The organism is Kordia sp. (assembly GCF_965283645.1).
Taxonomy (GTDB): domain Bacteria; phylum Bacteroidota; class Bacteroidia; order Flavobacteriales; family Flavobacteriaceae; genus Kordia.
Genome location: NZ_CBDIPG010000001.1, coordinates 895,612 through 918,021, shown reverse-complemented (window position 1 = coordinate 918,021; position 22,410 = coordinate 895,612). Strand labels below are relative to the sequence as shown.

Genomic DNA, 22,410 nt, shown 5'->3' with positions numbered 1-22,410 from the left:
AATCAATCTATCAAGAAAACGACATCAAAAATCTGTAATGTTGGTTTATGTGGTACTGCTACAAGAATTTTTTCTAAAATGGTTTCTTGTGTTTTACTTTTGGCAATTCGTACTTGTAAACCTCTTTCTCTTACTTCTAATTGATTTAGTACAGCAGATCTTTCAAGCGCGTCTACAATATCGAGTCCAATATTAGCATCTGACATATCAGCTAACAATTCATTTTCATCATATACTGCTTTTGAAGGCATGCGTATGGTAAGTTCACCAGTTTTGATGAGTTCTTTATTCTTAAAAAATGCTAACAAAATACTTCGTATAGCATTTTTGATACAAGCGCCAAACCAACCACCTGTTAAGGTTATTTCGGCTCCATGTACTATGTACGATTTGTTCACTCCACCAGGTGCATCCTCACGACTTACTTTTTTATTGAAAGATGAAAGATCAATAATTGATGTTGGATCACTACTTGTTACATCTTCCCAAAAACTAACATGCATGTTTGCTTTGATTGCATTTTTCACCATTGGAGTTAATGTAGATAGTACTGTACTTTTAATGTCTTGATTCGTATTGTCAAAAAAGCCTTCTTGGAAATGAACGATAATTAAATCATTTGTATGTTTCATAGTTTAAATTTTTAATGATTAATACGTCAAAATTAAAGCTACATTACTGATTGTAAAACACATAATTATAGCATTTTACATCACCTATTTGTGTGATTTTTTAATATTTAGTAATTACGTATAACTACGTTGCGTTGTTTAAAATAGTTACGGTAACTTGTCGTTCTAACTTTTAAACCATATTACAGATGAGTAGCCCAAATCCATTTCCAATAACAATTGTAAATAATTCAGGATCAGATGAAGAAATATATATTACAATTAAAGGAATGAATGCTTCTATTGCAGAGAATAAAAAGCAACAATTTTATGATATAACTTCTAAAGCTTGGAGTAATACGGCTATAGCTGTAAAATTAAGTGATCTTACAGACGGAATCATTCATATGCCTAATATTGATTCAGGTATTGTATATCTTTCATTTGGAAGTGCATTAAAATTTGCCGATGATATTTCGCCACCAAATATTGGAAATCCTTTAGATCCAAGTTTTAATGTGATATATGATAAATTTGAAATTTCATTTTTACCAAAAGATGGATTTCCGTTTATTGACATTACGAATGTAGATTTCTTCTGCGTTCCTTTACAATTACAAGAAAAACTACCAAACGGAACGACAAATGGTCCAAAAGGATTTGCGAAAAGCAGACAAGAAATTTTCAAATCGTTTAAAGATGGACTTGATGGACATTGGACAAAAATTAGACAGAAGCCAGAAGGTAAAGACGTCATAAGAATTATAGCGCCAAATAAAGCATTGGTAAATTTACCAGATGTAATTGATAATAATTTTGATGCTTCTAGCTTTCAAAACTATGTAGATGCTGTTTGGGAATATTATGCCGAAGGAAAGGGAAAATCAGTTCAAGTTGATATGTCTGAAATTGCAGAATTTAATCCAGGCTATCAAGATGTTATTTTTGAAGGAATTGTAACAGGCGGCAAGTTTGTATTCTCAGAAAAAGGCGGAAGCGGAAAACTACCTAGTATTTCGTTTGAAAAGCCAACAGGAAGCAACCAGATAAAAGGAAGTGTTTTTGGTTGTGAAAATTTGTTTGCGGCACCGAATAAAACGCCACAATCGGTTCCTGCTAAAAACTTAGGAGCTGCTTTTAATGTTGGAATTTTAGCGCATCCAAGCATCAAAGATGCTGTATTGTATTTAATGCCACCAACAACAAGAACACAAGATAAAAACTGGAAAACATACAAAAAGGAAAATGTTTTTTATACAAATACAATGAAATTAGAAGACGGAAGTATATTGGATTGTTACAATGTATATTCAAAATACATTCATGAAAATGCTATTGATAGTGATGATTACGCTTTTGCTTTTGATGATGTTACACAAAGTGATTCTACTTTGTCAGATAGAAATGCAACAGGCGCAATAGTGACCATTCAGAAAATTAATTAATAGCTATAGATTGCATAAAAAAAACGCTCCTAAGAAATTAGAAGCGTTTTTTTTATATCTTGTTTGGAGTTATTTCAGAATAATTTTTTTATAAATAAGCTACCACTATGAAAAAAGTTACTTTACTTATTTTAGTTCTATCATTTCAAATGTATGCACAAGTTGACAGTCTCAATTTGAAATTACAATCAATGAAAAATGATACGACCAAAGTGGTTTTTCTGAACGATGTTAGTAGAAAGAATTTTGGTAAAAATATTCGATTGGCATTTAAATACCTGCCAGAAGCAATTGCCTTAAGTGAACAACTGAACTATACTAACGGACTTATCGATTCTTATAAAAATTTAGGAACAGCATATTTTTATACCAGAAAATATGATAGTACAAAGGTATATTGGTCTAAATCATTGGAATTAATTTCACCTACTAATTTTAAGAAAAAAGGAGATGCATATAACAATTTAGGCGTTTTGTATCAGCGACTTGGCGTTATAGACTCTAGTTTGGCAAATTATGCAAAAGCATTAGATTATCGTATCAAAGTAAACGATTCTACGTCGATAGCAAAATCATATAATAACTTAGCATCATTATACAGGCATAAAGGAGCATATCAAAAAGCATTGGATTTTTATTTTAAAGCCTTGTCAATATACAAGTCGTATGAATTGCAAAAAGAAACTTCAGATGCACTAAATGGTATCGGATTATTATATAAAAACTTAGATGATTATGATAAAGCATTGTCCTATTTGGAAGAATCTTACGAATATCGAAAAAAACTAAAAAATCCACGATTAATAGCGAGTTCAATCAATAATATAGCAACTATTTATTATGAAAAAGAGGATTATACTCAAGCAAAAACCTATTATCAAAACTATTTAGAATTTGCATTAAAAATTGGAGACAAAAGAGGATTGGCTGGTGCATATTCAAACTTAGGAAACATAAATGCTTCTGAGAAAAAAACAGAAGAAGCCATTGACTATTATACCAAAGCAAATGATTTATTTGTGCGTATCGGAGATGTTGAAAATGCCGCAATGACGTTTATCAATTTAGGTGGATTTCAATACAAACAAAAAAAGTATCAAAAAGCAAAAGAATATTACAGTAAAGCAAAAGATGCCGCAGAGAAATCGGGTTCTTTGCCATATCGTGTTGAAGCGCATAGAGGATTGACAGATACTTATTTTCAATTAAAACAATATGAACTATCACATGATAATTTTAATAGGTATATAACAACGAAAGATAGTTTATTCAATAAAGATGTATCTGAAAAAGTAGCTTTTTACCAAGAGCAATACGAAGCTGAGAAGAAAGCGAAAGAAATACAAATCTTAAAAACAGAAACGGTACAAAAAGACAAAGATATTGCAGTTTCAAAATTATATAGAAATTGGGCAATTGTTTTTTCAGTATTACTCATCATCACGCTATTACTCTTATACAATAGATATAAAATAAAACGAAAAGGATTCAAACTCAAAGAAGACTTGTTCGAAAAAGAAAAAAAGGCTGCAAACCTAGAAGTAGCGCTTCAAAAAAAGGAATTAGAGTTAAAAGCGGTAGAATTAAGTTCTGTAACAATGAATTCTTTTCAAAAAAATGAATTGCTCCTAAATTTAGGAAACAAACTAAACGCACTCAAAGATGCCGCTATTCCAAAATCGAATGTAATTAACGAACTTGAAGATTTAGTAAAACACGGATTAAATTTAGATGCTAATTGGTCCACGTTTCAAAAACATTTTACTAGTGTGCATCCCAATTTCTTCAAAGTACTCAACACTAAATTTCCAAACTTGACAAATAATGATTTAAAATCATGTGCATACATACGTATGAATTTGTCTAGCAAAGAAGTATCAATCTTAACAAATATAGAACCCAAAAGTGTAAAAATGCATCGATACAGACTCAAGAAAAAACTGAATCTGAACAAAGAAGATGATTTAAAAAACTTTCTATTTACCTTGTAGTAAAAATACTAATGTAACTGGGTGAAAACACTAAATCTCACTATTTATAGGCATTTATAGCCACCTGTAGACCATTTGTAGACGGTCAAAACTTTTCGCGAAATCAATTTTAGTCTTGTTTTGTAAAACAATATCAGATATTCATATCTCTAAATTTTAAAAGATATGATGACACTATTTTTTACTAACAATTAAAACAAATTTCATGAAAAAAACAGTACTCTTTTACATTTTAATGATTCCTATATTGGGGTTTTCGCAATACGCATTGCAAGGAGATATTATTGCAGATGCAGGCGGATTGACAAATGATAGGTTTGGAGGCAATTCTGCAATGAATGCTTCGGGCGATTTTATAGTTATAAGTTCTATACAACACAATTCCAATACTGGAAAAGTACAAGTGTATGAATTTACAATGGGCAGTTGGACGCAAGTAGGAAGTGATATCGTTGGCGATAGCACAGGCAATTTTTTTGGAAGTAGTGTAGCTATTAATGCAGATGGATCAATAATTGCGGTTGGCGTTCCAAGAGCGGACGGAAGTGGATCTGCAAGAGGATATGCGCGTGTATATGAAAACAATGCTGGAACTTGGACGCAACTTGGTTCAGATTTTATAGGGCAATCAGATTTCGATAATCTAGGAAATGCTGTAGATTTAAGCGCGGACGGAACAAAAGTTGCGATTGCCGCTTCAGGAGTTGATACAGCAAAAGGAGAAGTGCGCGTGTATGAATATAGCGGCGCATCATGGTCACAATTAGGAAGTACACTGAATGGTATTGTAGATGGTGATCGATTTGGAAATTCTGTAAATTTTAATGACGATGGTACATTTTTGGCTATCGGAATTCCTTTTTCAGATGCAAACGGTAACGCAAGCGGAACAAATTCAGGGCAGGTAAAGGTATATGAATACACATCAAACTGGAATCAAATTTTTGTTGATGCAATAGTAGGAGAAAGTTTTGCTTTTGGAACCACTGTCGCATTAAGTGATAGCGGTAATGTTTTAGTAGCAAGTGCGCCACAAACCAATGATCCTGCAAATGGTTCAGGGTTTGTTAGAGTATATAAATATAATGGAACTTCAAATACATATGTGTTTAGTGCTAGTGTTGTTGGAGAAAGCAATAGTGATCGTTTTGGAACTTCAGTTGCATTAAGTGATGATGGTAACTTTTTAGCTGTTGGCGCTCCTTTTAATGACAGCGACGGAACTAGTTCTGGAAAAGCATACTTATATGAAAATACGTCAGGAAATGTGTGGAATGCTGTATCAGGAATTTTTAATAATTCAAATGTCGCAGGTGACTTAGCCGGTATTTCGGTAAGCTTAAGTGATAATGGAGCATATTTTGGTATTGGCGCGTTTAATGCCACAAATCCTATAAATAGTAATCCTAATGCAGGAATAGTCAGCGTGTTTGTAGATAGTTCACTATTAAGCGTACAAGGTTCAGAAATGAATACTACGTTGGTTGCATACCCAAATCCTGTAACGGATTATTTAGCCATTTCAAGCACAAATAACAAGCACATTACATCTCTTAAATTATATGATGTATCTGGAAGAATGGTATATGAAAAAGTAGCTTCTTTTACAGAAACGACCATTGATTTGTCCAATTTTCAAAATGGAATGTACATGTTAGCGTTGAAAAGCAATAAGGAAACAGTCGTACGAAAAATAATAAAGCAATAATATCTTGCTAAAATTTGTACTTAAATAATTCGCAAAAGAGGTTGTAGTTCTTGAATTTTTGATTCCTTATTGTAAAAAAAAGCTCCTTAGATAAAGGAGCTTTTTTGTATAAGATATAGTGTGTAATTATTCTTGTGGAATAATTAATTTATGATTTTGTAAAGCGTCATCGTTTTTACCAACTTTTAAATCGATATACATACGATCAGCAGTAATGGTACGCAACTTAGAATCTGTAATAAAGTCTATTGGCACAATTTTAAAGCTATCTAAACCTGAAGGTCTTCCTGCGTTTGCAATATCAGTAAGTGCGGCTGCTAATAATGGCTCAGTTTCATCACCAAGAATACCTAAATTTGTTAAATCTTCTGCGAGAACAATATCTGGGTTTAACCCATCAGTATAATCAGAAAAACCGGCACTATTTTCCAATCGAGAAACTAAAGGTTGCATTGCCCATTTGTGATTTGGGTTTAACTGTGCATCTCCAAATGTCCATGAAGGTGAATCGTATAAAGAAACAGAAGCTTCATTTTTTCCTCTAGACGTTGTTCCTACCTGTATTACATCAATATATGGTTCTAAAGAGTTAATTATCAATTCACTAGCGGAAGCGGTGCTTCCTGTTGTAATTACATATACTTTCGTTAATCCTAAACTATTTATAGCGGCTCCAGTACTAATTGCATTTACAAAATATCTATTTTCTTGTGCATCTGTTAATTGTGGCTGAATTTTATCATTGTAACGAAATTTTGTAAATAATTGTCCTTCAAACTGACCAGTTACCATACTTCCTAAAGCAATAGCCGTACTTACAAATCCTCCTGGATTGTAACGAAAATCTAATACCAATTCAGTAACACCTTCTGCTTGAAAAGTTGCAAACGCACCATTTAATTGTGCGTCGAAAGTAGAAATGAATTGATTGTACATTAAATATCCAACTTTTTTTGGTCCAACATCAATTGTAGAAGCAATCAGTATTGGATTTTCAGTAATGTTTGTTTTTGTTAAATCAATATTTCGTCCATTTGGTGCAATAGATCGAACTCCATTAGTAACGGTTAAGTCAGCTAAGTTGAAGGTATAATTTGTAGGATCGAGTAAATTTAAATTATTATCTGTTTCAGAGTTGAAAAATAAACTTTGTCCATTTACACCATACACAATATCTCCACGACGAATATCTTTTCCGTCTGCGTCTGAGTTTGGTATAATATAACGTACATATCCAATTACTTCTGGACTTCCACTATTTAGGAAGATGTAACTAATATCAACACCATTAGAATCTGAGTTTCCTTGTTGAGAAGCTTGCAGTTGATCATAATCACTTACAATTACACTAAAACGATCATCTGGATCACGTAAATGTTCAAATAAATCTGCAGGATTTGGGAAACTGTTTAAAAATGAGATGTAATCTTCGCTATTATCTAATTTGCTATCTGCCAAATCTGTAACTTCACCTTGCCAAAAATACCAAAGGTTTAACCCTTTCCATACAAAATCTTGTACTTCTAAATCGGCAGGTACGCTAAACAGATTATCATCTTGATCTGTACAACTTACAGCAATAACTGAAGCGGCAACAAATAAGAAGAGCAATTTTTTTATATTCATAATTTTCTTCATCATAGTAATATCTTAACTTGTGGGTTTACTAATAAACACTAAAAATAGCTACATTATTGCAAAATAAAAATTATTTGTAACAAATTTGTAACTCGTTCGTCTTCCTTATAAGCAATCAAAAAACAAAAATAACCATAATATGAAACAGGCAGATTTTTTAGATATCATATTGCCGTTCAAAGATAAACTCTACAGATTGGCAAAGCGTTTGCTAGTTTCTAATGAAGAAGCTGAGGATGCAACCCAAGAAGTGTTGTTGAAATTATGGTCGAAAAAAGCAAAGATTGCAGCGTATAACAATGTAGAGGCCTTTGCAATGACAATGACTAAAAATTATTGTTTGGATAAGTTAAAATCAAAACAAGCAAGTAATTTAAAATTAGTACACAGTAATTATAAAGACGAACACACGTCTTTACAAAAAGAAGTAGAAGCAAGAGATAGTGTAAATTTTGTTCATCAGATTTTAGAAGAACTACCAGCACAACAAAAAATAATTATTCAGCTCAGAGATGTAGAGCAATATGATTTTGATGAAATTGCAAAAGTAGTAAACATGAGTCCAACAGCAATTAGAGTAGCACTATCAAGAGCAAGAAAATACGTTAGACAAGAACTTATAAAAAAACACAACTATGGAATTAGCTAACATAGAAAAATTAGTAGAGAAGTATTTTGAAGCATCAACAACGGTTCAAGAAGAACAAGAGTTACAGTTGTATTTTTCGCAAAATAATGTGGCGCCGCATTTGCAAGAATACCAACCAATGTTTCAACACTTCGCTAATTTAAAAGAAGAACAATACACAAAAAACGTTCCATTACAACCTAGAAAGAACTATTTAAAATGGATTTCTGTTGCCGCTGTATTAATCTTCATGAGTGCCATTGGAATTACGCAATACACAGACGCTCTCGAAAGAGAAAAAGCTGCATTAGCATATGCACAATTCAAAGAAAGTATGACCTTAGTTTCCGAAAGTTTCAATACGGGAGCAAGTCGCATCAATCATTTAAATCAATTTACAGAAACAACTAACAAAATTTTTATAACACAAAATAATTAAGACATGAGAAAGATAGTAATTTTAGTATTCTTAATGGCGTTGCCATTAGTTACATTTGGACAAGGTATTTTTGAAAAATACGCAGATAGTGAAGACGTAGCATACGTATCTATAAAACCAAGAATGTTTAAGATGCTTGCAACAATGGGATTAGATGCAGACGATCCAGATTCGAAAGAATTTTTGAAAATGGTAAATAGTATTACAAGTTTTAAAACTATTGCTACAAGTAATGCAAAAATTGCAGCAGAAATTGAAAGATGGGTTGGAAAACGTTCTAACGATTTAGAAGAATTAATGGTTGTTAGAGAAGGAAATACACGTATGAAATTTTATGTAAAATCTGGAAGTAGTGATACAAAAGTAAAAGAGTTACTAATGTGTATTACAGGAATTCAGGATAAAGTAAAAATCAGCGAAACTGATATTAATACAGTGGTAGTTTCTTTAACAGGAGATATTGACTTGAATCAAATTTCAAAGTTGACGAGTCAAATGGACATTCCAGGTGGAGAACACTTAAAGAATGCGAAAAAGAAAAACTAAATAACGTTCTAATTTTAAGCGCATCAACAGCATTTGTCTATTGATGCGCTTTTTACTTTTTACATCAAACAATCATCAAATAATCATCAAATCAATCAAAAAATGAAAAATATACAATCAATTATTTCGGTAGTTGTTTTGCTTATTTGTTTTAGTAGTTGTTCAGATAAGAATAGCTTACAAAACTATATTTTAGCAAACGCTGAAAACATCGGTTTTTCTTCAAGTAGTATTCCTAAAAGTGTTTTAAAACCAAGCAATTCAGAAATGGATGAAGCGCAATTAGAAGCTTATGAAGCTATTGAACGCGTAAGTGTATTGGCATTTAGAATATCAGAAACTACAAAAGATGATTATTCTGAAGAAAATAAAAAAATAAAATCGATCTTAAAACAACCAAAATATCACGAACTTGTTAGTTTTGGGTCACGTGGTATTATAAAATATACTGGTGATGAAAATTCCATTGACGAAATTGTTATCTTTTTTTCAGATAAAAACTTCGGTTTTGCAGTTGCACGGATCATTGGAGATGATATGACGATGAATAAATTTATGGAACTTTACAAGTTTGTATCTACGCAAGATTTTAGCGCTGACGGTATGAATTTAGGAGTGTTTTCAAACTTTATAAAGTTATCAAAATAAAAAATTGGATAAATGTATACTGAAACATTTATCCAATTTATATAGATACTTAATTATTTAGAGAAGAAATAAATAGTGGCAATTGCTATAATAAAAAGAATTACGAAAAATATAATTTCACGCATTTCTCTTTTTCTTATTGCCATACGGTTTTTATGTTCAATTTCTATTAATTCTTTGCCTGCTTGATCATTGTAAATATTTAAGAAGGACGTTTCAAGCTTATGCATACCTTTAACAAACTCATTTGAGTCTACACCTTCTTTCGCGATGAAAGTACATGTGAAATTTTCATATAATCCGAAGTTTGAAAACTCATTTTGATTTTCATTAATAGTAGTCAGTTTATTCACATCAATTAGTGATAACTTTAAGGAGCTATCCATAATAGAATCTAACGACAAGTCTTTTAAAATCTCTTTTAAATTATTGTCCATGCTCCCAAAATGAACTCCTGTCTCATAATTCTCTTGAATGTATGATTTGATAGCTTTATTAAAAATTCTCTTTTTAATTTGTAATCTTCCTATGTTTTCTTTGGTAGCCAAGATATCGTGTTTTTTGGTGTTCTTTAGTTTAATACTCAAACCATTCATTTATTTACACATTTAATTAACTCAGCTAAATTAATAAAAAATAAATGGGAAACTAGCTTTTATTTAAATTCCAGTATAATTAGTTGGATTAATGTTTTTTAACTCCAATTTAATTGCGTCAGAAACTTCCAATGTATCAATGAAACTTGCAATGGATTTTTGCGTTATTTTCTCGTTAGTTCTAGTCAATCCTTTCAAGGCTTCATACGGATTTGGATAACTTTCTCTTCGCAAAATAGTTTGAATAGCTTCTGCAACAACTGCCCAATTATCTTCTAAATCTTGCTCAAATTTTTGTGCATTTAATAATAATTTAGTCAATCCTTTTAAAGTAGATTGAAATCCTATTATTGTATGTCCAAAGGGAACACCAACATTTCGCAATACCGTAGAATCTGTCAAATCACGTTGCAAACGCGAAATTGGTAGTTTTGCAGATAAATGTGTGAAAATTGCGTTGGCAATTCCTAAATTTCCTTCACTATTTTCAAAATCGATCGGATTTACTTTGTGTGGCATTGCAGATGAGCCTACTTCACCAGCTTTAATTTTCTGCTTAAAATAATCCATAGAAATATACGTCCAGAAATCTCTATCCAAATCAATTAAAATTGTATTGATACGTTTCAATCCGTCAAAAATTCCTGCAACATGATCGTAATGTTCTATTTGTGTTGTAGGGAATGAATGATGTAATCCTAAAATTCGTTCTACAAAATCATTTCCAAACGCTTTCCAATCAATTGTTGGATATGCAACTTTATGAGCGTTAAAATTTCCAGTAGCACCACCAAATTTTGCGGCATGTGGAATTCCTGAAATCGATTCAACTTGTGCTTCAATACGCGTAATAAATACTTCAATTTCTTTTCCTAAACGTGTTGGCGAAGCTGGCTGTCCGTGCGTTCGGGCTAACATTGAAATAGCTGACCATTCAGTTGCCAATTCTTTCAATTTTTCCAAAACACTGACCAATTCTGGAAGATACACATCTTGCAACGCTTCTTTAATAGAAAGCGGAATGGCAGTATTGTTAATATCTTGAGACGTTAATCCGAAGTGAATAAACTCTTTATATTGTGAAATTTCAAGCGCGTCAAATTTCTCTTTAATGAAATATTCAACTGCTTTTACATCATGATTTGTTACTTTTTCAATGTCTTTAATTGCCTGTGCGTCTTCAGAAGTAAAGTTTTCATAAATACTGCGTAAATCGTCAAATAATGAAGCATCAAAACTTTCTAGTTGCGGTAAAGGTATATTGCACAAAGCAATAAAATATTCAATCTCTACTAAAACACGATATTTAATCAAAGATTCTTCGCTAAAATAATTAGCTAATGCGATAGTTTTGGTACGATATCTTCCATCAATAGGAGAAATTGCGTTAAGCGGTGTAAGCGTCATTATAGTTGTGTTGTTGTGTTAAGCTGACAAATATACTTGTTCCGTTTTATGAAATAAAATTTATTACGTTAGATTTTAGTTACTTATCGTTGTCCTTTTTTAATCCGCTTAATCAAATCTCTGCCTCTGGCTTTAAAAGCGGCACTTTGTGATGCAAAATCACGCTCTATTATTAGTAATAATTCTTGGTGAATCCAGTCGAATTCTTTTCCTAATAAAAATAATGAACGCATGGAATAGGCTTTTACAGCTACTTTTTGATCGCTAATCATCCAATCAAAACAAGCTTCTGTAATTTTTTCACGATGGTGTAATTGTAATTTTTGTTGTGTTTTATTGGGAACTTTATGATAATAGGCTTCAATTAAATATTCGGCAACTTTCGCCATAGGTCGTACTGCAGGATCTAAATGTACAGTTTGCATTTTTTCTGTATACATATCTAAATATGGAAGAATTGCATCTAAATTTTCACGTGCAACAAACTCAAATAACCATGCGGCTCTTGCCGAAATTTTATCATCAACAGTAAACACAACTTCAAGTAAGGTTGGAAGTAATTCCGGATTGTTTAAAACAATTTGTGCATAATAGTTTCGCTTCTCACGAGAATGATTTACATAATTTAATTCCGAATAAAGTTGTGCAAACGTCATTGTTTTTATAATTTAGACTGCTTAAGAATAACGACATGAAGATACTCAAAAAAATAGCAGTTTTTGCATTATTTATATTGATAATTTTACAATTTTTCGGACCAGAAAAAAATATAGGTGATGTGGCTGATTTACAACCATTTTTAACAGAAACGAATCCGCCAGCTTCTGTACAACAAACGTTAAAAGTTGCTTGCTATGACTGTCATTCAAGCAATACGCGTTATCCTTGGTATAGTAATGTAGAACCAGTTTCGTATTGGCTGGCAGATCATGTAAAGCACGGAAAAGAAGAATTAAACTTCTCAGAATGGAGTACGTATTCAACAAAAAGAAAAGATCATAAATTAGAAGAAATTATTGAAGAAGTTGAAGAAGGCCATATGCCAATTTCATCGTATACTTGGATACATGGTGACGCAAAACTAACCGAAGCACAAATTAAAGAATTAGCGGATTGGGTTACAGATGCGAGAGCTATATTATCAATAGGAGAGAAGCAACCGCAGTAAGTATTTAGAAGTAAGAGTTTTAAGCCTAGTTTTGCAGTTTTTAGATCAACAAAAAACATATATAGTGTTTCAATGTCAAGTTGAGCATAGTTGAGAATCTTGTTACATCAACTCAGCAACAACTTTCGGAACACCAATTGATCCTTTCTCTGCAACAACTGTTACATCTCTATGATAATTAGTTGGTAATGCAGGTTTTGGATCTATAAAATATACTTTTGTGTGTTGAGGGACATAATCAATCAGGCTTGCCGCTGGATATACTTGCATAGATGTTCCTATAATAATCAAAATATCAGCTTTGTAGCATTCTTCTACAGCCATTTGTATCATTGGTACGTCTTCACCAAACCATACAATATGTGGACGCAATTGCGCACCATTTTCACACAAATCACCTAACACAATATTTTCTGTACAATCATAGATTTTAAACGGTACTTTTGTACTTCTCGATTTTACAAGTTCACCGTGCAAATGAATTATTTCTGAACTTCCTGCGCGTTCATGTAAATTATCTACGTTTTGCGTAATAATTACAACGTCATATTTTTCTTCTAATTGTACCAAAGCTTTGTGACCTTCATTTGGATGTACATTTTTCAATTGTTGTCTTCGCTGATTGTAAAAATCAAGGACCAATGCAGGATTTTTGTCAAAACCATTTGGTGTAGCAACTTCCATAACATCGTGTCCTTCCCACAATCCGTCCGCATCACGAAACGTTTTAATGCCGCTTTCAGCACTAATTCCAGCGCCTGTTAGTACAACTATTTTTTTTCTTTCCATTGTTTATAAAGTTCAGCAGTTGGTATATTTTTCAATTCGTTTTTTGTATCATCAATAAAATTAATCAAATCTTGTTTGGTATAAAAACCGTTGGCAACAAATGTATCAAGCATTTCAATACAAGCTTCAAACAGTTTCGCTTCATCATACATATATAATAAATTCAATCGGGCAGCTTCAAAATCTGGATATTCCTTCATGGTAGCTTTGTATGCTTTTTCAGCACCTTCATAATCATTGAATTCCCAAGCTAAATTTCCACGTATATATTCAATAAACGTATCACTTGTAGCAATTTCTAACGCTTGTAAAGAAGCCATTGTAGCATTGTAATTTTTCAACATTACATAATAATCAACAGCCATTAATTGTGTCGATGGATCGTTGGGAAATTTCTTCAATAATTCGTCTATAGCTTCCATATAATAAATTTCACTAATAACGGAAGCTACTTGAATTTTCATAATGTAAATTACTTTTTGCTCTTTAATATCACCTTCTAAATTTGACAATACATCATAGGCTTCTTTGTATTTTTCTTGTGCGATTAATTTCTGATAATTGTAAAAAAATAAAATGGTATTCAATCTATTTTTGTTTACATCAATATCATCTAAGTAAGTTTTTGGTAAATTAATCAAATACAACTGTTTGATGGTGTCACTTAAGTATTCTCCAGTTGTGTAAATGTAAATATCTTCTATTTTAAATTTTTTATTTACATAATTCAATTGATAATCATGATAATTTAAGCCATCAGTATCTGAATAAACTCTAAATAATAGATGGTATTTTTTTTCGAGTTCATCGTAATAATAATTTACAACATCATACGAAGCTTTATTTTCAATAGTCTGTGTTATTTTTACGGGGAAGACATCAAATTTCTTTAAAAAACCATCTGTAAATGCTTTGTTGAAGGTCCGAATATCTTTATTTTGTAAAGATTCTTCATCGTTCATCAACACCTTAGCAGCGAAAGATTCAGAATCGAAATTGGTTAAAAAGAATTCAGTATCAAGAGCATAGAGAGATGTTTGTAGCAAATTTGCAAATTCAATAACTTTCGCATCATTGATCGTGTCATTTACAGCAAAATTAACGGAGATTTCTTCAAGATTTTGTGCAAAAGATGTTTTCATACAAAGTATGAGCAACAATAATGCATGGTATTTCATTCGGCAATAATTTTTAAGGTTAAATTAGTGAAATTACTCAGATATCTCAAATGTTTTCTGCTATTTTGCTCGAATATCTTTTTATGATAATTTTGCAGCATGATTGACAAAGATTTATTGGAGCATTTAGAAGGTTTTCTCACCGAACGTAGACGAGGTTTGTTTGCCAAAGTTTTAGCACAACGCACACGACATTTTACGGTTGCAGTTGAAGATGTATATCAATTGCACAATACAAGTGCTGTATTGCGTAGTTGCGATGTTTTTGGGTTGCAAGATGTACATGTGGTTGAAGCGCAATTGGGCAAGAAGATGGACAGAGAAATTGCAATGGGCGCACAAAAATGGGTAGATATTCATCGATTTAGTAATACACAAACCTGCATTGATACGTTAAAAGCCCAAGGATATCGTATCATTGCGACAACGCCACACAAAGATTCTCAATATATACATGAGTTTGACATTACGCAAAAAGCGGCATTCTTTTTCGGAAAAGAAACAGAAGGTTTGAGTGAAGAAGTATTAGCGCAAGCCGATGAGTTTTTAAAAATTCCGATGGTAGGTTTTACGGAAAGCTTGAATATTTCCGTTTCGGCGGCAATTACCATTCAACATGTGACGAATTTGCTTCGTAACTCAGACATTTCTTGGCAATTAACCGAAGAAGAAAATCTTGAAAAACGAATGGATTGGTGCAAAAAGTCTATTAAAAGTATTGATGATATTTTAAAACGATACGAAGAAAATTAGTAATACTTACTTCTTCTTCACATTTGCTTCATACAAGTCAATCCAATTTTGAGGTGACATTTTTGTTGCCAATTCTGCAATTAAATCATAAGGAATATCGTCCATTTTTTTGAATCGAATACAACTTTTCCCCATATCTAGCTTGCGTTTACAATGTTTTGGATATTCTGTTGTAAACCATTCCATAAGTTCAGGATTGGCGTAAATTCCCATGTGATACAAAGCGACAAAATTCTTTTGAGAAGCAAAACTTATAAAAGGCAATGGTAATTTTGGATCGCAATGATAACCATCCGGATACGTGTCATGTGCAACTACAAAAGCAGGCATATTATATCCAATTCGTTCAGAAAAACCTTCAGGTAAATTTTCTTGAAGAATTGTTCTCAGTTTTGTAATAACTTCTTTACGATCTTCTGGAAGTTGTGCTATATATGCGTCTACAGTTGTTGCTTCGTATTTCATAAATGGGTTGTTTTTTTAGGAGTTTTAAAAGTACTAAAAAAAATGAAATTGCCCTAGATTTTGATGCAGTATGGGTAAAATCAAAAATAAAAAGTATCTTTAAGTAACTAAAATTTTTACGAACTAAAAACGATAACAAATGATTGCATGGTTTGAAATTCCTGTTGTAGACATGGCTCGCGCTCAAAAATTTTATGAAACTGTTTTTAACGTATCCATTAAAGTACAAGATTTTGGTGGCGTATTGTACGGTTGGTTTCCACCAAAAGCGGCACCTGAAAATTGTACAGGCGCATTGATAAAGCAAGAATCATACATTCCAAGTAAAACAGACGGAGCGTTGGTATATTTTGCTTCTGATGATGTTGCGAATGAATTAGAAATTATACAAAAAGCTGGTGGAATTATTGTGCAAGGAAAAACGCAAATTTCTCCTGAAACTGGTTATATGGCAGTTTTTATTGATACAGAAGGAAACAGAGTTGCCTTGTTTTCGAAACCTTGATTTGAGCATATAAAATTAGGATGCTTTTAATTCAAAATTGACGAATTCTATTTATAGGTCTTTCTCGATACAATTTTCTATTGAAAATCATTCGAAATGATGTTTGGTGATCAATTAAAATTAATTTGATTCTAAAACCCAAGACATTGTTTATAAATGTAAAAGTACAATTGAAAACTCAGAATCGATTGTAACTTTTCCATTTTCAACGGTTGCAGTTTTTCCAGAATAATGATCTGTTACTGTCGAACCATTTTCAAATAAGTTGCTAACAGTAATTTCTTTCTTTCCTTTTGGCAAATCTAACCCAACAACAACGTTGTCCTTTTTATAAGTTCTTGAGAATACATACGGACTATTTGAAAGCATTTTGTGTGCTCCAGCACCAATTGCAGGATGCGCTTTTCGGAATGTTCCTAATTTTTGCCAATGTGTAAGCAATTCTTTTGTTTCAAGTGTATTGATAGCGGACCAATTCATGAACGAACGCAATGTAGCATCTCCATTTGTACCTTCAATACGTAACGAACGTTTTGTTTCATCACCATAATAAATTTGTGATATACCAGGCGTTAATAATAACTTTGTAGCGGCTTCAAAAGTTTTTGTTCTATCTTGATCAAAAGGTTCTCCATCATCATGAGAACTAATATAATTCATCACGCTTTTTCCTTTTAGTTCATTTTGTAGAATACTATCATATTTAGAAAAAATACTTTCGTAATCTTTTTGTGCATCATATTTGAATTGAAAATTGATCAAGTTGTCAAATCCATTCGCGTAATAATCTACTTTTTTATCGCCAAAATCATAGAAACGTTTTGATTCAATTCCGTAACCGTACAATTCGCCCAACATAAAGAATTCATTAGCATCTAAAACCGCTTCAGGATTGGCAGTTTTCCATTCAGCGAAAGCTATTTTAGCCTGTTTGTTTAAAGCGTTCCAAGCGGCTTCTTCTACATGTTTTACGGTATCAACTCTGTAGCCATCTACTCCATATTCACGAACATAATCGGTTAGCCATTTGATGATGTAATTTTTTGGACTTCTTGCCAATCCTGTCTTTTGGAAGAATTCGTCTAGTTCTTTCGTTTCTTGTTCATAACGACCTTCTGCTTTCCACTTTGCAACTAATGGAGAAGGTAATTCAGAAGCTTCTTCACGGTTTGTTAATACATCTGGAAGGTTTTCAACAAGCGTACAATCTACAGCAGTGGCATAATTTTGATAGCTACAACTTGGTTCAGTCCGAACCCAATTGTTATCCCAAACAGGATCTTTTTCGGTTACAGGACCAGTATGATTCATTACAACATCCATCAGAATTCGAATTCCGTGCTCGTGCGCTGTATCCACTAATTCTTTAAAGTCTGTTGCTGTTCCAAAATTGGCATCAAAGTTTGTCCAATCTTTTGTCCAATATCCGTGAAAAGCATACGTATTTCCTGTGCCTTCGTCTGTACTATCGTGAATTTGTTCTAACACAGGAGAAAACCAAATGGCATTGATTCCTAAATCATCAAAATATCCTTCTTTTATTTTTTGTGTAATTCCTGCCATATCGCCACCCATGAAACCACGTAATTTTGCAGGTTCATTCGTTCTATCATATACTACATCATTTTCTTTATTTCCGTTGTGAAAACGATCTGTAAGCATAAAATATACATTCGCAGCTTCCCACACAAATGGTTGTTCTTTTGAAGTAGTTTTGGCAACTTCGGAAGAATTGGATTTACATCCAAAAACAAATAGTGATAGTATAGATAATAACGCTAATGACTTCATATTTTGTTGTGAATTGAGTTAGAATTACTGCAATATAAAGGTTACGAGGCTATTTTCATATCGTGAAATTTAGATTCCGTTAAAAAATTGTAACTACAACGATTGAGTTAACAATTTTCTTAATAACTAAAATAGTTAAAGTAAATTATAGCGTGAAAATTTGAACAAAATAGGAGTGAAGTTCAAGGTAAGAATTACTTCTTTTTTTGTCTGCTTAAGATTTTATATTCTTCATAACAATCATTAATTGCATCTAAAATTTGTAGATCGTTTGCAGTTGTAATGAAGGTTTTTGAATAATTACAGAGTGATAGAATTTCGTCTATATCTACACGCTCTACCTGTAATAATTCGCGAAGCATTTGTCGGTCAAATTTTGAAGCGAGCAGATTTCTAATTTCATCATCTTCTTTCATTTGACGCAGTTTGCGCATTTGATTTGGCTTTTTACCAAATAAGTTTTGCAAGAAATCACCAGGATTAAATATGGCTCCTAATACTGTTGAGATTGCTCCAGGCGCATTTCCACCAGCTTCATACCCAGAAGAAAGTCCGGCAATTCGGTAACGATAATTTGCTCTAATCGGAACATTTTTCGCATCAATATCTAAATATCCAGTTAGTTGATATGGTGTAAGTACTACTTTTTCAAGGGCGTATGCAAGTTCTGTCAATCGAATTGTAGATGAACCTTTGTATTTTAACATGTCATTGGTAACACGAACTTTGATCGATTTAAAACCTAAAAATGAAAAGAATAATTCATCATCTGCTTTTGCAGTAAGTTCAAATTCTCCTTTTTCATTGGTAATAACACCTTTTATCGTTGTTAAATTTACAACATGCACATTTGGCATTGGTTTTTCGTCCGCGTCATTGATAACTTTAGCATACAATTTTTTTTCTTTTTGCACAGTTTGTGCAGAAATTGAGGTGATGGCTAAAAATAATAATAGAAAAGTAAGTACCTTTTTCATGTATGCAATGTTTAAAATTAGCCTAAATGACTAAATTTTATATAAAAATACTAAACAAAACTAAAAAAAGCGCGCCGTAGCGCACTTTTTACTTAATATTAACAGTATTCTGTTATTTTCTTCTTGATCTTCCTCTGAATCCGCCACCGCTTTCGCTTCCGCCGCTTCGTCTTCGTCTTCCACCATCAGATGATGAATTTTCACTTCTGCGATCTCTTCTTCTACGATCTCCACCGCCACTATCTCCGCCGCCAGAACGTCTTCTACGATCGCCACCACCGCCAGAACGTCTTCGGTTTCCACCGCCGCCGCCAGTATTGGTTGATTCTTCTACGTTTACAAAACGTCCGTCAACTTTAAAGTCTGTAAAGTGTTCTAAAACGCGTTCTTTTTTGTCAACATCCGTGTTAAAGAAAGAAAAACTCTCTTTTACATCAACTTTGTACACATCATCACGTCCTAAATCTAATGTTTCTTTTAAGAAATCTTTTAAACGCATCCAATCGTATCCATCTTTTTCACCGACATTGATGAAATAACGTGTGCTGTGCTCGTTACTTCTTCCACGAGATGAACTGTCTTCACTGTTTCCTTTCGGCTGATTTAAATCACGTTTTTTATTGTAGTAATTGAAGAATCTGTTAAATTCAACGGAAACCATACGTTTGATTAATTCTTCCTTTGAAGTATCTTCGAAAATTTCGCTGATAGAAGGTAAAAACTTTTCTACTTCTTCATTTACTTCTGTAGTATGAATTTTATTTGCTAAGTGAAACAATTGAATTTGGCAAATTTCAATTCCAGTAGGAATGGCTTTTTGTTCAAATTTTTGTTGAATTTTTCGCTCGATAGATTTTATCTTACGCATTTCACTTTTTGTAACAATTACTATTGAAACTCCTGATTTTCCAGCTCTACCAGTACGACCACTTCGGTGCGTGTAGGTTTCTACTTCGTCAGGAAGTTGATAGTTAATTACGTGTGTAATATCATCAACGTCAATTCCACGAGCCGCAACATCGGTTGCAACTAACATTTGTATTTGACGTGTACGGAATGATTTCATCACTAAGTCGCGCTGATTCTGGCTTAAGTCACCATGAATTGCCGCCGCGTTGTAACCATCTTCAATTAATTTTTCAGCAACTGCTTGTGTATCACGTTTTGTTCTACAGAAAACTACTGAAAATATATCTGGATTGGCATCTGCCAAGCGTTTTAATGCTAAATAACGATCTCTTCCGCTTACTGCGTAGTATTCGTGACTTACTGTATCTGAACCAGAGTTACGCGATCCTACCGTAATTTCTTTTGGAGAATGCATAAACTTTTTTGCAATGGTAGATACTTCTCTTGGCATTGTTGCGGAGAATAACCATGTGCTTTTATCATCTGGTGTGTGTGATAAAATAGCTGTAATGTCTTCATAGAATCCCATGTTTAACATTTCATCCGCTTCATCTAAGATGCAATATTCTATTTTAGAAATATCAACCAATCTTCTATTGATCATGTCTTGCATACGTCCAGGTGTAGCCACAACAATTTGTGCACCTTTCTTTACTTGTCTCGCTTGATCGGTAATACTTGCACCACCATAAATAGCAACAACATTAATGTTTTCGTATTTAGAGTAGTTTTTTAATTCGTTTGTAATTTGTAAACACAATTCACGTGTAGGAGAAAGGATTAATCCTTGTGTAGTTCTACTATTTGCATCAATTTTTTGAATTAACGGAAAACCAAACGCGGCTGTTTTACCAGTTCCTGTTTGAGCAAGTGCTACAACATCTGTATCTTCGTTAAGTAATAATGGAATTGCTTTTTCTTGAACTTCACTAGGCGTTTCAAAGCCCATATCCTGAATTGCACGCAAAAGCGAGTCTTGAAGACCTAATTCTTCAAATTTTGTCATAATGTAATTTATAAAGGTTCGTACAGCTTCTTGCTGTCTTGAGAAGTTACATGGAGCGCACGACCTTATTAAATACCTTGACGCTGCATAACTTCATCCCGCTCTGGGATTTCAAGCGGCAAAGGTAGTGTTTTATTTTGATTTATTGCTATGTATGCATAATGATTTTATATGTATGATATTTTTATATATTTTGTTGTAAATCAGGTTTTTAATTTTATTTCGGAAGCGAAATAAGTATTTGTGAATGATTAACGCCAAATGCTTTTTGGTTTTTGAACGGAATTTTTAAGGTGTCTTTTTTGTTGAATGGAATCCAAATTTCGAGATCGTCTAGATCATTAAGCTTATATTTAGATAATAACGGACTATTGGTTTTTATCTTTGGTTTGTTTTCACTTTTAAATTTTAGATAAAACTCTTCACCTGCAATATTATCTACATTGATATTTGATAAACTTACGTATTGTGTATTTTTATTAGAATCTTGAATGAAAATAGTTGGAAAATCTGGAATATCAGGTTTTAATACTCCAATAAAATAGGTTTTGTCTTTGGTATTAATTTCTTTGATACTGTGATTTGAACCTACGATGAAATTTCCTTTGAAATCAAATAATTCATATGTGTTCGTGCTCATGCAACAACCATATTTTATTGAAATAATGTAGTCTAAACCGTTGTAAGCTAATAACTCGTCTCCATGGAAAATCAATGTATATAGAGGAATAGCTAGAGAATTTGGATTATAAATTTGGAGATTATGTTTACTACCTTGAATACCTCTCAATTTTAAATCTTGATATGTTTGTGATAATCTTCTTATGACAAATTTTTCTTCTGTTTTGTTATCTATAGCAGGAAGCGAAATATTGATAAAACTTGCTTTTTCTATATATTCATCGTATTTGCTTAATTCTAATTTTTTGTTAGTAAAAGAACTTTTGATGTTGTATATGCTATCAAAATATTCAAAACTTGATTTTTTTAGATGAGTAACTCTTTTAAAAGTTATTGGGTTGTTATTTTGTAGAATTTTAAATTGATACTGATCGCCATTTGCTTTTGGAGTATGAACTCTTAACAAAGTATCATTTACCGTTTGTAGGTATATGATTTCCTTTTCAATGACAGTTTCAGTGACTGTTTTGGTGCAAGAACTAATAAAAAGTGGAATTAAAGCGAGCAAAAGTCTGTACGTTGTCAAGATTA

General features: G+C 32.6%; 22 protein-coding genes. 10 read left to right on the top strand and 12 right to left on the bottom strand.

Going from position 1 to position 22,410, the window contains the following annotated elements:
* Positions 1-2: 2 nt before the first annotated feature.
* The gene (locus tag ACQ654_RS03790; RefSeq protein WP_430408982.1) at positions 3-632 is read right to left on the bottom strand and encodes a hypothetical protein; all 630 of its coding nucleotides are present in this window, start codon (positions 630-632) and stop codon (positions 3-5) included.
* Positions 633-820: 188 nt separating this feature from the next.
* Between ACQ654_RS03790 and ACQ654_RS03785 the strand changes: the two genes are divergently transcribed.
* The 3 genes from ACQ654_RS03785 (at position 821) to ACQ654_RS03775 (ending at position 5,755) form a co-directional block, all read left to right on the top strand.
* The gene (locus tag ACQ654_RS03785) at positions 821-2,056 is read left to right on the top strand and encodes a beta-1,3-glucanase family protein (protein WP_430408981.1); all 1,236 of its coding nucleotides are present in this window, start codon (positions 821-823) and stop codon (positions 2,054-2,056) included.
* 107 nt (positions 2,057-2,163) lie between these two features.
* Positions 2,164-4,047 carry a tetratricopeptide repeat protein gene (locus ACQ654_RS03780; RefSeq protein ID WP_430408980.1) on the top strand — a complete coding sequence of 628 codons (1,884 nt, stop codon included), beginning with the start codon at positions 2,164-2,166 and terminating at the stop codon, positions 4,045-4,047.
* Positions 4,048-4,252: 205 nt separating this feature from the next.
* Positions 4,253-5,755: a T9SS type A sorting domain-containing protein gene (locus ACQ654_RS03775; RefSeq protein ID WP_430408979.1), complete on the top strand. Its 1,503-nt coding sequence runs from the start codon at positions 4,253-4,255 to the stop codon at positions 5,753-5,755.
* Positions 5,756-5,881: 126 nt separating this feature from the next.
* On the opposite strand, the gene ACQ654_RS03770 is transcribed toward ACQ654_RS03775, so the two are convergent.
* The gene (locus ACQ654_RS03770) at positions 5,882-7,381 is read right to left on the bottom strand and encodes a S41 family peptidase (protein ID WP_430408978.1); all 1,500 of its coding nucleotides are present in this window, start codon (positions 7,379-7,381) and stop codon (positions 5,882-5,884) included.
* A 151-nt stretch (positions 7,382-7,532) separates the two neighbouring features.
* On the opposite strand from ACQ654_RS03770, the gene ACQ654_RS03765 reads away from it, so the two are divergent.
* The 4 genes from ACQ654_RS03765 (at position 7,533) to ACQ654_RS03750 (ending at position 9,654) form a co-directional block, all read left to right on the top strand.
* Complete coding sequence (locus tag ACQ654_RS03765; RefSeq protein ID WP_430408977.1) at positions 7,533-8,042, top strand: RNA polymerase sigma factor; 510 nt, start codon at positions 7,533-7,535, stop codon at positions 8,040-8,042.
* Positions 8,029-8,460 carry a hypothetical protein gene (locus ACQ654_RS03760; RefSeq protein WP_430408976.1) on the top strand — a complete coding sequence of 144 codons (432 nt, stop codon included), beginning with the start codon at positions 8,029-8,031 and terminating at the stop codon, positions 8,458-8,460. The genes ACQ654_RS03765 and ACQ654_RS03760 overlap by 14 nt, the downstream gene beginning before the upstream one ends.
* A gap of 3 nt (positions 8,461-8,463) precedes the next feature.
* The gene (locus ACQ654_RS03755; RefSeq protein WP_430408975.1) at positions 8,464-9,006 is read left to right on the top strand and encodes a DUF4252 domain-containing protein; all 543 of its coding nucleotides are present in this window, start codon (positions 8,464-8,466) and stop codon (positions 9,004-9,006) included.
* 102 nt (positions 9,007-9,108) lie between these two features.
* Positions 9,109-9,654: a DUF4252 domain-containing protein gene (locus tag ACQ654_RS03750; RefSeq protein WP_430408974.1), complete on the top strand. Its 546-nt coding sequence runs from the start codon at positions 9,109-9,111 to the stop codon at positions 9,652-9,654.
* Positions 9,655-9,707: 53 nt separating this feature from the next.
* On the opposite strand, the gene ACQ654_RS03745 is transcribed toward ACQ654_RS03750, so the two are convergent.
* The 3 genes from ACQ654_RS03745 to ACQ654_RS03735 form a co-directional block, all read right to left on the bottom strand.
* The gene (locus tag ACQ654_RS03745) at positions 9,708-10,202 is read right to left on the bottom strand and encodes a hypothetical protein (RefSeq protein ID WP_430408973.1); all 495 of its coding nucleotides are present in this window, start codon (positions 10,200-10,202) and stop codon (positions 9,708-9,710) included.
* Positions 10,203-10,313: 111 nt separating this feature from the next.
* Positions 10,314-11,657: an adenylosuccinate lyase gene (gene purB / locus ACQ654_RS03740; RefSeq protein WP_430408972.1), complete on the bottom strand. Its 1,344-nt coding sequence runs from the start codon at positions 11,655-11,657 to the stop codon at positions 10,314-10,316.
* Positions 11,658-11,740: 83 nt separating this feature from the next.
* Positions 11,741-12,313 carry an adenylosuccinate lyase gene (locus ACQ654_RS03735; protein ID WP_430408971.1) on the bottom strand — a complete coding sequence of 191 codons (573 nt, stop codon included), beginning with the start codon at positions 12,311-12,313 and terminating at the stop codon, positions 11,741-11,743.
* Positions 12,314-12,348: 35 nt separating this feature from the next.
* On the opposite strand from ACQ654_RS03735, the gene ACQ654_RS03730 reads away from it, so the two are divergent.
* A complete protein-coding gene (locus ACQ654_RS03730; protein WP_430408970.1) occupies positions 12,349-12,825 on the top strand; it encodes a heme-binding domain-containing protein in 477 nt (158 codons plus the stop codon).
* A gap of 102 nt (positions 12,826-12,927) precedes the next feature.
* Here the strand turns inward: ACQ654_RS03730 and ACQ654_RS03725 are convergent, their stop codons facing one another.
* Both ACQ654_RS03725 and ACQ654_RS03720 read right to left on the bottom strand, forming a co-directional pair.
* Complete coding sequence (locus ACQ654_RS03725) at positions 12,928-13,614, bottom strand: SIR2 family NAD-dependent protein deacylase (RefSeq protein WP_430408969.1); 687 nt, start codon at positions 13,612-13,614, stop codon at positions 12,928-12,930.
* Positions 13,596-14,792, bottom strand: coding sequence for a tetratricopeptide repeat protein (locus ACQ654_RS03720; protein ID WP_430408968.1), 1,197 nt, complete (start codon positions 14,790-14,792; stop codon positions 13,596-13,598). Before ACQ654_RS03720 ends, ACQ654_RS03725 begins: the two co-directional genes overlap by 19 nt.
* Positions 14,793-14,894: 102 nt before the next feature.
* Here ACQ654_RS03720 and ACQ654_RS03715 point away from each other — a divergent pair, with 102 nt between their 5' ends.
* Complete coding sequence (locus ACQ654_RS03715; RefSeq protein WP_430412998.1) at positions 14,895-15,545, top strand: TrmH family RNA methyltransferase; 651 nt, start codon at positions 14,895-14,897, stop codon at positions 15,543-15,545.
* Between the two features lie 6 nt (positions 15,546-15,551).
* On the opposite strand, the gene ACQ654_RS03710 is transcribed toward ACQ654_RS03715, so the two are convergent.
* Positions 15,552-16,010 (bottom strand): DUF1801 domain-containing protein, encoded by a 459-nt coding sequence (locus ACQ654_RS03710; RefSeq protein ID WP_430408967.1) that lies wholly within the window; start codon positions 16,008-16,010, stop codon positions 15,552-15,554.
* Positions 16,011-16,149: 139 nt separating this feature from the next.
* Here ACQ654_RS03710 and ACQ654_RS03705 point away from each other — a divergent pair, with 139 nt between their 5' ends.
* Positions 16,150-16,515, top strand: a complete 366-nt coding sequence (locus ACQ654_RS03705) for a VOC family protein (RefSeq protein WP_430408966.1) — start codon at positions 16,150-16,152, stop codon at positions 16,513-16,515.
* A gap of 150 nt (positions 16,516-16,665) precedes the next feature.
* On the opposite strand, the gene ACQ654_RS03700 is transcribed toward ACQ654_RS03705, so the two are convergent.
* The 4 genes from ACQ654_RS03700 to ACQ654_RS03685 form a co-directional block, all read right to left on the bottom strand.
* On the bottom strand, positions 16,666-18,306 hold the full coding sequence (locus tag ACQ654_RS03700) for an alpha-amylase family glycosyl hydrolase (RefSeq protein WP_430408965.1): 1,641 nt from the start codon (positions 18,304-18,306) through the stop codon (positions 16,666-16,668).
* Positions 18,307-18,500: 194 nt separating this feature from the next.
* Positions 18,501-19,283, bottom strand: coding sequence for a carboxypeptidase-like regulatory domain-containing protein (locus ACQ654_RS03695; protein ID WP_430408964.1), 783 nt, complete (start codon positions 19,281-19,283; stop codon positions 18,501-18,503).
* A gap of 112 nt (positions 19,284-19,395) precedes the next feature.
* A complete protein-coding gene (locus ACQ654_RS03690) occupies positions 19,396-21,198 on the bottom strand; it encodes a DEAD/DEAH box helicase (protein WP_430408963.1) in 1,803 nt (600 codons plus the stop codon).
* 217 nt (positions 21,199-21,415) lie between these two features.
* Entirely contained in the window at positions 21,416-22,405 is a 990-nt protein-coding gene (locus ACQ654_RS03685; RefSeq protein WP_430408962.1) for a hypothetical protein, read from the bottom strand.
* Positions 22,406-22,410: the final 5 nt, after the last annotated feature.

Excerpts from the sequence above, each read along its gene's own strand:
- ACQ654_RS03690 (WP_430408963.1), bottom strand. The coding sequence starts at position 21,198 with ATGACAAAATTTGAAGAATTAGGTCTTCAAGACTCGCTTTTGCGTGCA.
- ACQ654_RS03695 (WP_430408964.1), bottom strand. The coding sequence starts at position 19,283 with ATGAAAAAGGTACTTACTTTTCTATTATTATTTTTAGCCATCACCTCA.
- ACQ654_RS03710 (WP_430408967.1), bottom strand. The coding sequence starts at position 16,010 with ATGAAATACGAAGCAACAACTGTAGACGCATATATAGCACAACTTCCA.
- ACQ654_RS03730 (WP_430408970.1), top strand. The coding sequence starts at position 12,349 with ATGAAGATACTCAAAAAAATAGCAGTTTTTGCATTATTTATATTGATA.
- ACQ654_RS03755 (WP_430408975.1), top strand. The coding sequence starts at position 8,464 with ATGAGAAAGATAGTAATTTTAGTATTCTTAATGGCGTTGCCATTAGTT.
- ACQ654_RS03735 (WP_430408971.1), bottom strand. The coding sequence starts at position 12,313 with ATGACGTTTGCACAACTTTATTCGGAATTAAATTATGTAAATCATTCT.
- ACQ654_RS03705 (WP_430408966.1), top strand. The coding sequence starts at position 16,150 with ATGATTGCATGGTTTGAAATTCCTGTTGTAGACATGGCTCGCGCTCAA.
- ACQ654_RS03760 (WP_430408976.1), top strand. The coding sequence starts at position 8,029 with ATGGAATTAGCTAACATAGAAAAATTAGTAGAGAAGTATTTTGAAGCA.
- ACQ654_RS03700 (WP_430408965.1), bottom strand. The coding sequence starts at position 18,306 with ATGAAGTCATTAGCGTTATTATCTATACTATCACTATTTGTTTTTGGA.
- ACQ654_RS03785 (WP_430408981.1), top strand. The coding sequence starts at position 821 with ATGAGTAGCCCAAATCCATTTCCAATAACAATTGTAAATAATTCAGGA.
- purB (WP_430408972.1), bottom strand. The coding sequence starts at position 11,657 with ATGACGCTTACACCGCTTAACGCAATTTCTCCTATTGATGGAAGATAT.
- ACQ654_RS03725 (WP_430408969.1), bottom strand. The coding sequence starts at position 13,614 with ATGGAAAGAAAAAAAATAGTTGTACTAACAGGCGCTGGAATTAGTGCT.
- ACQ654_RS03775 (WP_430408979.1), top strand. The coding sequence starts at position 4,253 with ATGAAAAAAACAGTACTCTTTTACATTTTAATGATTCCTATATTGGGG.
- ACQ654_RS03790 (WP_430408982.1), bottom strand. The coding sequence starts at position 632 with ATGAAACATACAAATGATTTAATTATCGTTCATTTCCAAGAAGGCTTT.
- ACQ654_RS03750 (WP_430408974.1), top strand. The coding sequence starts at position 9,109 with ATGAAAAATATACAATCAATTATTTCGGTAGTTGTTTTGCTTATTTGT.
- ACQ654_RS03720 (WP_430408968.1), bottom strand. The coding sequence starts at position 14,792 with ATGAAATACCATGCATTATTGTTGCTCATACTTTGTATGAAAACATCT.
- ACQ654_RS03770 (WP_430408978.1), bottom strand. The coding sequence starts at position 7,381 with ATGAATATAAAAAAATTGCTCTTCTTATTTGTTGCCGCTTCAGTTATT.
- ACQ654_RS03780 (WP_430408980.1), top strand. The coding sequence starts at position 2,164 with ATGAAAAAAGTTACTTTACTTATTTTAGTTCTATCATTTCAAATGTAT.
- ACQ654_RS03765 (WP_430408977.1), top strand. The coding sequence starts at position 7,533 with ATGAAACAGGCAGATTTTTTAGATATCATATTGCCGTTCAAAGATAAA.